Below are 13,266 nucleotides of genomic sequence, written 5' to 3'. Positions count from 1 at the left end.
GTGGTGAGGTCGTGATCCATGACCGCTACTGTGCCGATTCGCGGGTACGGAGCGCGACCAAGACATGACCGACTGTGGATAAACCCGGGTTGTGGATAACGCGTATCCCTCTAACGGACTAATCCGCATGCGGGGCGGCAAGGCGGCCGTCTGGAAAAACATCGGCATGATCTCAGCGTCTTCTCAACCGAGAGGGGCAGAATGCGGCCATGCACATCCTCGTGGTGGACGACGACCAGGCGGTCCGGGACTCGCTGCGCCGCTCGCTGGCCTTCAACGGCTACGAGGTCGAGCTGGCGGCCGACGGGCTGGCGGCGCTGGAAGCGATCGCGAAGCGGCGGCCGGACGCCGTCGTGCTCGACGTCATGATGCCCCGGCTGGACGGCCTGGAGACCTGCCGCCGGCTGCGCTCGGCCGGCGAGGACCTGCCGGTCCTGCTGCTCACCGCGCGCGACGCGGTCCCGGACCGGGTGGCCGGCCTGGACGCCGGCGCCGACGACTACCTCCCCAAGCCGTTCGCGCTGGAGGAGTTGCTGGCCCGGCTGCGCGCGCTGCTGCGCCGCACCCAGGGCAGCCTGGCCGACCAGTCCGACGCCCCGCTGGCCTTCGCCGACCTCACCCTGGACCCGGCCACCCGCGAGGTGACCCGGGCCGAGAAGCCGGTGCGCCTGACCCGCACCGAGTTCAACCTGCTGGAGCTGCTGATGCGGCACCCCCGGCAGGTCCTGACCCGGGCCCAGATCCTGGAGGAGGTCTGGGGCTACGACTTCCCGACCACCGCCAACTCCCTCGAGGTCTACGTCGGCTACCTGCGCCGCAAGACCGAGGCCGACGAACTGCCCCGCCTGATCCACACGGTCCGCGGGGTGGGGTATTCCCTGCGTGAGACGGCACCGTGAACCCTCTGATCGCTGCTGAACACCCGGAACCCGAGGAGCGCCTGGGACCCTACGAACGGTTGCGCGCGAAGATCACGGAGGTGATGTCGCACGTCCCGCTGCGGACCCGGATCACCGCGCTGGTGATGGTCGCGGTGGGCGTGAGCGTGGCGCTGGCGTCGATCGCGGGCTGGGTGACGGTGCGCAACCAGATCCTCAGCCAGATGGACTCGACGCTGGCCAGCCACGCCACCCAGATCGCCAAAGAGGCGCAGATCCAGGAGGACAACCAGACGGCGCACCAGGTCAAGGGCAATCTCGACGTGCCCTTGTACACGGACACCGAGGTCGTCGTCTTCGACAGCGACGGCGTGATCAACTACTACGCGCAGTCCACTGTCATCCCACAGGTCCAGCCGGTCTCCGCCGATATCGCGGTGGCGCAGGCCGGCACCGGCAGCAACTTCCGGACCATCGTCTTCAGCGACGGCACCAAGGCCCGGGCGATCACCGTGCCGGTGCCGCCGAGCGAGTACTCCCCCGGGACCCACCAGGCCCTCCTGCTCGCGCAGTCCATGCACGACACCCAGCAGACCCTCAGCCGGCTCAGCCTGGTCTCCATACTGGTCGGCATCGCCGGCATCGCGGTCGCCGGCAGCGCGGGCATCACCGTCGGCCGGGCCGGCCTGCGCCCGGTGGACCGGCTCACCGAGGCCACCGAGTACGTGGCCAGGACCGGCGACCTGCGCCCGATCGAGGTCCAGGGCACGGACGAGCTGGCCCGGCTGGCCACCAGCTTCAACAGCATGCTGACCGCGCTGGCCCGCTCGCAGGACCATCAACGACGCCTGATCGCCGACGCCGGCCACGAGCTGCGCACCCCGCTGACCTCGATGCGCACCAACATCGACCTGCTCTCCCAGGTCTTCGGCGGCAGCGGTTCCGACCACGCCGCGCCCGGTTCGGGCCGGCCGCGGATCAGCGACGCCGACCGGTCCGAGCTCATCGCCGACGTCCGGGCCCAGATGGAAGAGCTCTCGGTGCTGGTCGGCGACCTGGTCGAGCTCTCCCGCGACACCAAACCGCAGGCCGCGCCGGAGCCGGTGAACCTGGGTGATGTGGTCCGGCAGGCCGTGGACCGGGTCCGCAGGCGGGCCCCGGGACTGAAGTTCGACATCCAGCTCCAGCCCTGGTTCCTGGAAGGCGATCCGACGGCGCTGGAGCGCGCCGTGACGAACCTGCTGGACAACGCCGGCAAATGGAGCCCGGAGGACGGGACCGTCACCGTGCGTCTGGCCGACGGCCTGCTCCAGGTCTCGGACCAGGGTCCGGGCATCGCCGAAGAGGACATGCCGCACGTCTTCGAGCGCTTCTACCGCTCTCCCGAGGCCCGCACCATGCCGGGCTCCGGGCTGGGCCTGGCGATCGTGCGGCAGGCCGCCGAGAACCACGGCGGCCGGGTCGCGGCGGCGCGGGCGCCGAGCGGCGGGGCGCTGCTCGGACTGTGGCTCCCCGGGCGGCCGACCGAGGACGCCGACTCCTCCAACAGCGGCTCGGCGGCGGGTTCTTAAGCGGAACCTGAGTGGCACCTCACAGGCGCGTTCCCCTATGGGAGAACGCGCCTGATGCCGTTCTTAAAGCAAGTACCGCATATGGTCGTTACCCAAGTCGTTACCCAACAGGACCCGTACCTGTGGAAACACAGGGGTATGCGGCCCTTCTTTTTCGGTTACCTCTTGTCCGGGTCTCAGCAGCATTTAAGGTGAACAGGCGAAGCTCCTCCTCATGAACGAACCCTCGAGCAACGCAGGCGGCGTCGGCGGCCTGGGCGACAACGGCGCCAACGAAGCGGCGGACCAGGACGTGCGCGAAAGCTTCGGCGCGAACCCCGCCGTGTCCAGCGGCTCCGGGGCTCAGGACCCCCAGGCGGTGCCCCCGCAGCAGGACGCGCTCCCGCCGACCGTGGCGTCGCAGCCCGTCCCGGGAGAGCCGGACGCGACCCTGATCCAGCCCGCGGTCCCGGTCCCGCCGGACCCGGCCGCCGGCGCGTACCAGGCGCAGTCGGGCCCGGCCCCGCAGGCACCGCAGCCCCAGGCCCAGCCTCAGCCTCCGACCCAGCCGCAGACCCAGCCCGGTGCCGCGTTCGGCCAGGCCGCGCCGGCCCAGCAGGCACCGCAGGCGGGCGCGGGCAGCCACCTCGGCCCCGGCCCGACTCCCCCGCCGAACTGGGCCGCCCCCTCGGACGGCACGGCCTTCCCGCCCTACTCCCCGCCCGTCGCCACCTCCCAGCGCTCCTCGCTCGGCGCCGGCAAGATGCTGGTCGCCGTGGCCCTGGTCGCCGGCCTGATCGGCGGCGGCATCGGCACCGCGGTCACCTACGCGGCCAAGGACAACAACAACTCCTCCTCCAACACGGCGGGCTCCAGCTCACGCTCCCCCCTGAACACCAACAACACGGCGCTGAGCACCCCCGGCAGCGTCACCCAGGTGTCCGCGCACGTGATGCCGAGCGTGGTGGACATCCAGGTCAGCCAAGGCAACGGCAGCGGCGACGAGGGCACCGGCATCATCTACAGCTCGGACGGCCTGATCGTCACCAACAACCACGTGATCGCCGCCGCCGACCCGAACCAGAACACCGGCAGCTCCAGCCAGAACGGCAACGGCAACCCGTTCGGGGGCGGCAGCGGCGGGAACAGCGGCGGCGACAACGGTGGGAGCAGTGGCGGAAGCAGTGGCGGAAGCAGCAGCGGTAGCGGCGGCGCGACCACCATCACCGTCACCTTCAGCGACGGCCGGACCGCCAACGCGCACATCGTCGGCGACGAGCCGCTGGCCGACCTCGCGGTGATAAAGGTCGACGGCGTCTCCGGGCTGACCAAGGCCTCCTTCGCCGACTCCAAGAACCTGCAGGTCGGCCAGCAGGTGGTGGCGATCGGCTCGCCGCTCGGTCTGACCAGCACCGTCACCTCCGGCATCGTCAGCGCCCTGAACCGGCCGGTGGAGACCCAGGCGGAGAACGGCAGCACCGTGGTCCTGGACGCGGTCCAGACCGACGCCGCGATCAACCCCGGGAACTCCGGCGGCCCGCTGGTGGACATGGAGGGCAACGTGATCGGCATCAACTCCGCGATCGCCTCCAACAGCCAGAGCTCCGGCGGTCTGGGCGGCAGCAGCTCGCAGGCCGGCTCGATCGGCCTGGGCTTCGCGATCCCGATCTCCGAGGCGCTGCCCATCGTGGACGCCCTGGCCCAGGGCAAGCCGGCGCAGATCGCGTCGCTGGGCGTGGCACAGAACGGCCAGAGCGACACCACCACCCGCACCGCGACCGGCTACAAGGTGGAGCAGGTCACCGCCGGCGCCCCGGCCGACAAGGCGGGCCTGAAGGCCGGCGACGTGATAACCAAGATCGGCGACCGCCTGGTGTACTCCTACCAGGACGTGGCGGCCGCGGTGCGCTCGCACCGGCCGGGCGACACCGTCCCGATCACCTACTCCCGCAACGGCTCCACCTCGACCGTCAACGTCACCCTCGGGGTGCTGGCGACCACCCCGACCCAGTAGCAGCAGGGGCGGTAAGAACCAGGCGTACCCTTGAGGGGTGTCTGACGAACGTGGAATCACGGTCCTCCGCGCCGGCTTCGGCGCGGAGGCCGTTCCGTATCTGGCCGCGTGGGACCTCCAGCGCGAGGTCCACGCCCGGCGGGTCGCCGACGAGATCGACGACACCCTGATCCTGCTGGAGCACCCCCCGGTGTTCACGGCCGGACGCCGCACCGCCCCCGAAGAGCGCCCCACCGACGGCACCCCGGTCATCGACGTCGACCGCGGCGGCCGCATCACCTTCCACGGCCCCGGCCAGCTGGTCGGCTATCCGATCCTGCGGCTGCCGGAGGCGATGGACGTGGTGGGCCACGTCCGGCGGCTGGAGGAAGCGCTGCTGCGAACCTGTGCCGACCTGGGCCTGCCGCAGGCCACCCGGATCCACGGCCGCAGCGGCGTGTGGATCCTGGGCGATGAGATCGAGCGCCAGGACCTGGGCGGCCTGAACCTGCGGCTGAAGACCGTCGGCGCGCCGGTGGCCGACGACGAGGAGTTCGACCCCCGGCTGGCCGGCCCCGAGTACGCGCCGTCCAACGCCGGGCAGCGCAAGGCCGACCGCAAGCTGGCGCAGATCGGCGTGCGGGTCGCCAAGGGCGTGACCATGCACGGTTTCTCGATGAACTGCGATGTCGACCTGGCCTGGTTCGACAAGATCATCCCCTGCGGGATCCGGAACGCCGGCGTCACCTCGCTGTCCGCCGAGCTGGGCCGGGACCTCACGGTCGAGGAGGTCGCGCCGCTGGTCGCCGAGCACCTCGACGACGTGGTTTCCGAGGCGTACGGACTCGTCGGCGCCGGGAAGGAATAGCGCGCGTGCCACGTAGGCTGCTAATCACAGGTATTAACGCGGTACAGGCTATCCATTTCATGCAAGGAGACTCGAAGTGACGGCCGTCACCCCAGAACCCGAAGGCCGCAAGCTGCTCCGGCTTGAGGTCCGCAACAGCGCCGTCCCCATCGAGAAGAAACCCAGCTGGATCAAGACCCGCGCCAAGATGGGCCCGGAGTACACCGGGCTGAAGAGCCTGGTGCGCAGCGAGGGCCTACACACGGTGTGCGAGGAGGCCGGCTGTCCGAACATCTACGAGTGCTGGGAGGACCGGGAGGCCACCTTCCTCATCGGTGGCGACCAGTGCACCCGGCGTTGTGACTTCTGCCAGATCGACACCGGCAAGCCCAAGGCCTACGACACCGACGAGCCGCGGCGCGTGGCCGAGTCGGTGCAGACCATGGGCCTGAAGTACGCGACCGTCACCGGCGTGGCCCGCGACGACCTCGAGGACGAGGGCGCCTGGCTGTACGCCGAGACCGTCCGCCAGATCCACGCGATGCTGCCGGGCTGCGGCGTGGAGCTGCTGATCCCGGACTTCCACGCCAAGCCCGAGCACCTCGCCGAGGTCTTCGGCAGCCGGCCGGAGGTGCTGGCGCACAACATCGAGACCGTGCCGCGGATCTTCAAGGAGATCCGCCCCGGCTTCCGCTACGAGCGCTCGCTGGACGTCATCCGCCAGGCCCGCGCCTTCGGCCTGGTCACCAAGTCCAACCTGATCCTGGGCATGGGCGAGGAGCGCGAGGAGATCTCGCAGGCCCTGGCCGACCTGCGCGAGGCCGGCTGCGACCTGATCACCATCACCCAGTACCTGCGGCCCTCGCCGCGGCACCACCCGGTGATGCGCTGGGTGAAGCCCGAGGAGTTCGTGGAGCTGGCCGAGGAGGCCCGCCAGATGGGCTTCGGCGTCATGTCCGGGCCGCTGGTCCGCTCCTCGTACCGGGCCGGGCGGCTGTACAAGGAGGCCGTCGAGGCTCGCGAGGCGGCCGCGGCCGGCGTTCCGGCGTGACGTCGGCCCGCCCGGTGTGACGTCGGCGGTTCCGACGTGATGTCGGCCGTCCCGGGCGTGACGTTGGTCGCACCTCAGGCGGTTTCGAAAGCCGTTGCTCAGCCCCTTTGTTAGGACGCTGCGAACGAAGGCCCCGGTCCAGATCGGACCGGGGCCTTTTTACGGGCCGGAGCAACGAGATCCGCAGTATTGCGTATCCCGTTACCACGATTTGACCGGCCACACCAGACCCTGTAACAAAGAATATTGACAGTGGTGGTGGCCCGCCACCGGCTCCGCTCCCCCGACGTCCCCCCTTTTTCTCCTGGTCGAGGTCTTGCTATGAGCACCGCAACGTACTCCGTCCGCACCATGCTTCTATCCTTCGAGCGCCGGGTCCTGCGGGCCGGCGGTCAGCGGGGCGCTTTGGCCAACGCGCACGCCGCCGTGCTGGAGGGCCGGGAACGGGCCGCGCTGCGGGCCGAGGCGCACGAATCGCTCACCAAAATGAGCCTGCAGGCCCGGTAACGTCCGCACTGGTTTACCACCGGGCGCGGGCACCACGTATCCTGCGTGGCATGGCACGCGACACCACGAAGACCCCGGCCGACGGGGATGCGCCCAAGAAAAAGGGCCGGCTGAAGCAGATCCGCGAGGTCTACGGGATGACCCGCAAGGAGGATCCCAAGCTTCCCCTGGTCTTGGCCGCCTGGGCCGTGGCCGCCCTGGTGGTGTTCGTGGCGCTGGGCTTCGCGCTCGGCTCCCCGCTTTTCTACGGCATCTTCGGCATTCCGGTCGCGGTGCTGGCCGCGATGATCGTCTTCGGGCGGCGGGCCCAACGTGCGGCCTACTCCTCGATCAAGGACCAGGCCGGCGCCGCCGCCTCGGTGCTGGACACGCTGCGCCGGGGCTGGGACGTCACCCCCGGCGTCCGCTTCAACCGGCAGCAGGACATGATCCACCGGGTGCTCGGCCGCCCGGGCATCGTCCTGGTCGGCGAGGGCAACCCGAACCGGCTCAAGGCGCTGTTCACCGAGGAGCGCCGGCACCTGACCCGGCTGTTCGGCCCGGACGTCCCGCTGGTCGGCGAGGACATCGTGGCCGGCGACGAAGAGGGCATGGTGCCGCTGGGACGGCTGAACAAGAAGGTGATGCGGCTCAAGCCGGCCACCGGCAAGGGCTACCTGCGTCCGGCGCAGGTGCAGGAGTACCAGAACCGGCTCAAGGCCGTCGGGCCGAACATGCCGATCCCGAAGGGGCCGATGCCGCGTAACGGCAAGATGCCGCGCGGCCAGGTGCGCTGAATCGCCACAAGCCCGCGTCTGCGTGCTGTAACCCGAGCGAAACGCCATGGAACGTACGACGGCCCGCGACCGGTCTCCGGTCGCGGGCCGTCGGCGTTGTGCGCGGGCGCGGGCTCGGGCTCGGGCGCGTGCCGAGGCCCGGTGCGAACGCGGGGCGGAGGCGCTGGTCAGCGAGCGTCTCGTGGGCGCCCGATGTGGATATCGCTTGCCTTTTCCGGCGCGGGGCCGCGGTCCACGTGCCGGATCGGTCAGCGGGTGGAGATGATCATCGTGCGCGCGACCCGGTCGTGCAGGCCGCGGCCGTCGGCGTCCCAGACCACCGCCGGGATGACCAGGAACAACAGCACGGTGCGCATCGCGATCTTGTACGGCGTGGCCCTGGTCCCCTGATCGGAGCTGACCCGCAGGCCCAGAATCGCCATCCCGAAGGTGGAGCCGCTGATCGACAGGCCCACCAGGTACATCACCGCCAGCAGGCTGAGCGCCGCGAACTGGCCGGACTGGAACAGCCGGTCGCCGACCAGCAGGTAGGCCACGCCATAGGCGATGGCCCAGTCGATCACCAACGCGGCCAGCCGGCGGCCGACCGGGGCCATCGAGCCCGGACCGGTCTGCGGGAGGCCGAAACGCTGGCCGGAATAGTCGGACGAGGTCATGGCGTCCACGGTACCCCGCACGGTTTCCACGCCCGCCACCAACGTCGCCCCCAGCTGTTCCAGGGGCGCCGACCTGCCCACAGGGTAGGTTGGAAGGGAGCCGGGCTCCGTGTAACACGCCGGAAACAAGAGGGACACGGCCGGGAAACCCCCCGGTCCTACGGTCACAGAAGTGCCCGTTGGGTCCCGGCCCCGGTGGCGAAAGGCTTCCGGCCGGTGAGAGTACTCAAAGGAGTAGTGGATGTTCTCGAACGCCGACGAGGTACTCGCGTACCTCAGGGACAACGACGTGAAGAGCGTCGATGTGCGGTTCTGTGACCTGCCCGGGGTGATGCAGCACTTCACGGTGCCGGTTGAGTCGTTCGACGCCGACGTCTTCTCCCACGGCCTGGCCTTCGACGGCTCCTCGATCCGCGGTTTCCAGGCCATCCACGAGTCGGACATGCAGCTGCTGCCCGACGTGAGCACCGCCCGCCTGGACCCGTTCCGCGCGGAGAAGACGCTCAACATCAACTTCTTCATCCACGACCCGCTGACCGGTGAGGCCTACTCCCGCGACCCGCGCAACGTGGCCAAGAAGGCCGAGGCGTACCTCAAGGGCACCGGCATCGCCGACACGTGCTACTTCGGCCCGGAGGCCGAGTTCTACGTGTTCGACGACGTCCGCTTCGCCTCCGGCCCCGGCGAGAGCTTCTACCACATCGACGCCGAGGCGGCGTTCTGGAACACCGGGCGCTCCGAGGAGGGCGGCAACCGGGGCTACAAGCCGCGGGTCAAGGGCGGCTACTTCCCGGTGGCCCCGAACGACCACTACACGGACCTGCGCGCGACCATGAGCCGCACGCTCATCGAGTCCGGCCTGATCGTCGAGCGCCAGCACCACGAGGTCGGCTCGGCCGGCCAGGCGGAGATCAACTACCGCTTCAACACCCTGCTGGCCGCCGCCGACGACCTGATGCTCTTCAAGTACATCATCAAGAACGTGGCCTGGCAGGCCGGCAAGACCGCGACCTTCATGCCCAAGCCGGTCTTCGGCGACAACGGCTCGGGCATGCACTGCCACCAGAGCCTGTGGAAGGACGGCGTCCCGCTGTTCTACGACGAGGTCGGCTACGCGGGCCTGTCGGACACCGCCCGCCACTACATCGGCGGCATCCTGAAGCACGCCCCCTCGCTGCTGGCCTTCACCAACCCGACGGTCAACAGCTACCGCCGCCTGGTCCCCGGCTACGAGGCCCCGGTCAACCTGGTCTACAGCCAGCGCAACCGCTCGGCCTGCATCCGCATCCCGATCACCGGCTCGAACCCGAAGGCCAAGCGCATCGAGTTCCGCTGCCCGGACCCGTCCTCGAACCCGTACCTGGCCTTCTCCGCGATGATGATGGCCGGCCTGGACGGCGTGAAGAACAAGATCGAGCCGATGGCCCCGGTCGACAAGGACCTCTACGAGCTCCCCCCGGACGAGCACGCCTCGATCCCCCAGGTGCCCGGCAGCCTCCCGGCGGTGCTGGACTCCCTGGAGGCCGACCACGGGTACCTGCTCGAGGGCGGCGTGTTCACCCAGGACCTGATCGACACGTGGATCTCGTACAAGCGGGAGCGGGAGGTCGACCCGGTTCGGCTGCGGCCCACGCCGCATGAGTTCGAGCTCTACTTCGACATCTAAACACGCTCAGGGCAGCTGCCTGCGCCGCGAGCGCAGAAACGGTAGCTGACCTGTGGCGAGGCTGTTGGATACTTTCGATCGATCATGGGCGTTTTCGAACCTCATGTGGGCCCGATGTGGGCCGGATGATCTTGAGCTGACAGTTGCAGAACGTTGGTCGCGGTGGGTCCGCGAGCCCTTTGAGGGCTCGCGGACCCACCGTTGTCTGTAGACGCACCTCGCTCCGTCATCGCCCGGCCGCTACGGGCCAGCCGATCCACCGACCGGGTGATGAAGCACATCGCAGAGACAGTTCCACGAACCAAAGCCGGACTTAAAGAGGTGACACCGCCGTTCAAGCGGACCGTTTCTACCTCGAAGGACCGCGGCTCATGAACGAACTCGTTACAACCGGCCATCGCTCCCCGGCCGACCGCCCGATCATTCGGCGCCGTGCCCACGAATGCCCCGACTTCGCACCGATGAAGCACGGGACCTACTCGCGACGCTCCCCTAGCACCTCGGCCGAGATCGTGCCACTCGTAGAAGTGCCTCCAGCGAAATCCTGCCGCCAAGGATGATTCGCCGGTGAGAGGCATACTCCCAGGGCCGAAGTCGATCTAGTGTCGTTTCGGCCGCCCAGCTTCTGACTCTGGCTAAAGCACAAAGCACAGAGAGGACGCCAGGCTGGCCCGCCCACGCACCATCACCCCACAGCACAAAGAGCCTCCACCAACGATTCCGGAGCGGCTGTGGAGCCACAAAGAAACCGCCGCATTCCTCCAGCTCTCCGAACAGACCCTTCACTACATGAATCACGTCGGCAACGGTCCGCGGTCGTATCGAGTAGGCCGCTACCGCCGATACAACCCCTTCGACGTCATGGCCTGGCTCGAATCAAAAGCCTCGTAGTCCGCTGGCCCTCACGGAAAGGTCGTTCTCGTGCCCGAACCGTACGACCGCTGGCACAAGTCACGCCCCGAACCTGGAGAGAAGCTCTGCGCCGAGCATGACAAGGTTCCCAGTGCCAAGCACGGTAGAGGCACGCGATGGGCGGTCCGCTGGCGGGACCCCGACGGCGAACAGCAAGAGGCGCTCTTTGAGAAGAAGACAGAAGCTGTCAGGCACCTGAACAAGATCGCCGAAGCAATCGACTCGGGCACCTACATCGCACCCCGCAACGGAATGGTCCTGCTCGAAGCCATCGCCCAGCGATGGCTCGACAGCCGAAACTTCAAATCTCCGCGCACGTACGCCCAGTACGAGTCACGGATCAACAACCACATCATCGACGTTCTCGGCAAACTACGACTGTGCGACATCAAGCCGTCAACGATCGTCGCATGGATCAACGGCCGCCGAGAGTACGGCCTCGACGAAACCACGATCGGTCTCGTCCTCGCTCACCTCGCGGCAATCATGGAGTCAGCGCTGGACGACGAACTGATCCCGAAGAATCCCTGTCGCGCAAAATCAGTTCGCGACGTCAAACCGAAACGCTCCAAGCGTCCGGCCCGCAAAGCCCCTCTCAGCGGCCGCCAGTTGGAGTTGCTACGCGAGACTCTGCCCGATCGCTACAAGACGCTCGTGGACGTCACCCGAGGCCTCGGCATGCGCCAGGGCGAGGTTTTCGCGTTCAGCCCGGACGATATCGACTGGACCAAGAAGATCGTTCACGTACGGCGGCAGATCGCCTGGGACCGAGGAACGATGGTCTTCGCACCTCCCAAGTGCAGCGACCTCGATGAAGAACGGGACCGCTTCGTCCCGGCAGCGGACGAGGTCTTGTTCGCCATAATGGCTCACGCCGACGCTTTCGCTCCCATCGAAGTCACCCTCCCTTGGAAAACCCGCGACGGGGAGCCACACACCGCCGTCATCTTCTTCACGTCGCGCGAGGGGAAGCCCCTGAACAAGAACTACATCAACTGGGTATGGAAGGGCGGCCTGGAACTGGCGGGGATCATCAAGGCGCTCAACGACAAGCCCATTGGCCGAGGGCGGAAGTGGGAGCCGTGCCGGGACAAGATGATGCACGCCGGCCGCCACGACTACGCAACGCAGCGCCTCGGCGAGGGCATGGACATCTTCACGCTCTCGGTCAGGCTTGGCCACGCTGACCCGGCCTACACGCTCCGCAAGTACACACACGAGCCCGAAACGGACTACGAGGTGGAGCGACAGCGAATCGACGAGACGTTGCGGGCCATGAGGTCACGAGCTTCCGTTTTCGACTCGCCCCGGGCATGGGACCCGGGATGGCTACGTTGATCCCGAATGGGTCGCTGTTCCACTCGCGGATAGAACCCGCGCGACGCGCCGTCCGGTCGCGTATCTACGCAGAGCATTAGGGCTCCATGTCGCCACGTCCCCGACGCTGCTTAACGCGTCGAGGACGTGGCCGCCGGCCCGGAGCAGGTCATGCGTAGGTTGGTATCCCTGGGGGGAGACCGCCAGGATGGGCACGGGGCTGACGGGCACTGGGACAGACAGCTTCAGATCAGTGGCGCTGTCCTACTTTGACCGAGCCTTGTTCCCCGATCCATGAGTTCGGAGTGTCAAGTCCCCGTACTGGCGCCGCTCCTCCTGAACGTCGCCGCAGCCACAGCACACCAGCCATCTTCAACAACGGCCGCCTTACTCGGCGTCCGGTTCACCGCCTGACCTCGGCGCCGTAACCCAGGGCAACTCTGACCTCTGAGCAACACGCACGTTCGACGGAGATAATCGGAGCATGGATTCATCGAACATAGTGGTCGCGGTCGTCGGGGTTGCCGGAACATTGGCCGGTAGTGGCTTGTCGCAGTGGTCCGCTACCCGCAATCGGCGTACCGATTCAGAAAATCTGCGCCGTGACCGTGCCGATGACCGAGCAAACGCTAGCCAAGCTGCGGCGAGGACGGAGAAGCTATCGCTGTACTCCGACTACAACGCTAGCGCCCGTGCGTATCGCGTGGCCTGCCAAGACATGCTATTCGACTGGGAGCGCGGCCACTCGCCGATCGACGATACGCGGGTCGAACGAATCCGGGAAGACTACCTTCGCCTCTATGCGCAGGCACAGATGATCATGTCAGATCGCGCACTCGAGATCGCTTCCGAGATCAACCAGCTTCTTGCAGAGGGCTACCGCATGGTGCGTGGCTTGAGCAGCACCTCGAACCCCCACGAGGCAGACTTCCTCCACGGTTGGTTCGAAGGGCCGGCCTCGGACGGCGTCTGGCTGTTACGCCTAGCCTCCGTCTTTCACCAAGAGCATGATCGGGTCGTCTGATTCAGGGTGCTGATGGTTTCCGGGTGCGGCTGGCGTGTGGGCATGCCGAAGTTCCGGCGCTCGGGCCGGGGTCTCCAGGGTTCCTTCGG

11 protein-coding genes are annotated in these 13,266 nt (G+C 67.9%); 10 read left to right on the top strand and 1 reads right to left on the bottom strand.

The window, feature by feature from the left end:
* Nucleotides 1–209 precede the first annotated feature (209 nt).
* The 7 genes from IZR01_RS41980 (at nt 210) to IZR01_RS41950 (ending at nt 7,602) form a co-directional block, all read left to right on the top strand.
* A complete protein-coding gene (locus tag IZR01_RS41980) occupies nt 210–899 on the top strand; it encodes a response regulator transcription factor (protein ID WP_194899543.1) in 690 nt (229 codons plus the stop codon).
* Nucleotides 896–2,449, top strand: coding sequence for a sensor histidine kinase (locus IZR01_RS41975; RefSeq protein ID WP_323746749.1), 1,554 nt, complete (start codon nt 896–898; stop codon nt 2,447–2,449). The genes IZR01_RS41980 and IZR01_RS41975 overlap by 4 nt, the downstream gene beginning before the upstream one ends.
* Nucleotides 2,450–2,663: 214 nt before the next feature.
* A complete protein-coding gene (locus IZR01_RS41970) occupies nt 2,664–4,442 on the top strand; it encodes a S1C family serine protease (protein WP_194927080.1) in 1,779 nt (592 codons plus the stop codon).
* 37 nt (nt 4,443–4,479) lie between these two features.
* The gene (gene lipB, locus IZR01_RS41965) at nt 4,480–5,289 is read left to right on the top strand and encodes a lipoyl(octanoyl) transferase LipB (protein WP_194892394.1); all 810 of its coding nucleotides are present in this window, start codon (nt 4,480–4,482) and stop codon (nt 5,287–5,289) included.
* A 76-nt stretch (nt 5,290–5,365) separates the two neighbouring features.
* A complete protein-coding gene (gene lipA / locus IZR01_RS41960) occupies nt 5,366–6,319 on the top strand; it encodes a lipoyl synthase (RefSeq protein WP_194892393.1) in 954 nt (317 codons plus the stop codon).
* 321 nt (nt 6,320–6,640) lie between these two features.
* Nucleotides 6,641–6,826: a hypothetical protein gene (locus IZR01_RS41955; RefSeq protein ID WP_194892392.1), complete on the top strand. Its 186-nt coding sequence runs from the start codon at nt 6,641–6,643 to the stop codon at nt 6,824–6,826.
* 50 nt (nt 6,827–6,876) lie between these two features.
* Entirely contained in the window at nt 6,877–7,602 is a 726-nt protein-coding gene (locus IZR01_RS41950) for a DUF4191 domain-containing protein (protein WP_194892391.1), read from the top strand.
* A 248-nt stretch (nt 7,603–7,850) separates the two neighbouring features.
* Here IZR01_RS41950 and IZR01_RS41945 read toward each other — a convergent pair whose 3' ends face one another.
* A complete protein-coding gene (locus IZR01_RS41945; RefSeq protein WP_194892390.1) occupies nt 7,851–8,258 on the bottom strand; it encodes an RDD family protein in 408 nt (135 codons plus the stop codon).
* 241 nt (nt 8,259–8,499) lie between these two features.
* On the opposite strand from IZR01_RS41945, the gene glnA reads away from it, so the two are divergent.
* The 3 genes from glnA (at nt 8,500) to IZR01_RS41930 (ending at nt 13,177) form a co-directional block, all read left to right on the top strand.
* The gene (glnA, locus tag IZR01_RS41940; protein ID WP_194927079.1) at nt 8,500–9,924 is read left to right on the top strand and encodes a type I glutamate--ammonia ligase; all 1,425 of its coding nucleotides are present in this window, start codon (nt 8,500–8,502) and stop codon (nt 9,922–9,924) included.
* A gap of 921 nt (nt 9,925–10,845) precedes the next feature.
* Complete coding sequence (locus IZR01_RS41935) at nt 10,846–12,174, top strand: tyrosine-type recombinase/integrase (RefSeq protein ID WP_194927078.1); 1,329 nt, start codon at nt 10,846–10,848, stop codon at nt 12,172–12,174.
* A gap of 463 nt (nt 12,175–12,637) precedes the next feature.
* Nucleotides 12,638–13,177: a hypothetical protein gene (locus IZR01_RS41930; protein ID WP_194927077.1), complete on the top strand. Its 540-nt coding sequence runs from the start codon at nt 12,638–12,640 to the stop codon at nt 13,175–13,177.
* The last annotated feature ends 89 nt before the right edge of the window (nt 13,178–13,266 follow it).

Source organism: Catenulispora pinisilvae (assembly GCF_015356865.1).
Taxonomy (GTDB): domain Bacteria; phylum Actinomycetota; class Actinomycetes; order Streptomycetales; family Catenulisporaceae; genus Catenulispora; species Catenulispora pinisilvae.
The sequence above is the reverse complement of the archived record's forward strand: the minus strand, read 5'-3'. Positions and strand labels throughout refer to the sequence as shown.

Excerpts from the sequence above, each read along its gene's own strand:
- IZR01_RS41980 (WP_194899543.1), top strand. The coding sequence starts at position 210 with ATGCACATCCTCGTGGTGGACGACGACCAGGCGGTCCGGGACTCGCTG.
- glnA (WP_194927079.1), top strand. The coding sequence starts at position 8,500 with ATGTTCTCGAACGCCGACGAGGTACTCGCGTACCTCAGGGACAACGAC.
- IZR01_RS41945 (WP_194892390.1), bottom strand. The coding sequence starts at position 8,258 with ATGACCTCGTCCGACTATTCCGGCCAGCGTTTCGGCCTCCCGCAGACC.
- IZR01_RS41955 (WP_194892392.1), top strand. The coding sequence starts at position 6,641 with ATGAGCACCGCAACGTACTCCGTCCGCACCATGCTTCTATCCTTCGAG.
- IZR01_RS41930 (WP_194927077.1), top strand. The coding sequence starts at position 12,638 with ATGGATTCATCGAACATAGTGGTCGCGGTCGTCGGGGTTGCCGGAACA.
- IZR01_RS41970 (WP_194927080.1), top strand. The coding sequence starts at position 2,664 with ATGAACGAACCCTCGAGCAACGCAGGCGGCGTCGGCGGCCTGGGCGAC.
- IZR01_RS41950 (WP_194892391.1), top strand. The coding sequence starts at position 6,877 with ATGGCACGCGACACCACGAAGACCCCGGCCGACGGGGATGCGCCCAAG.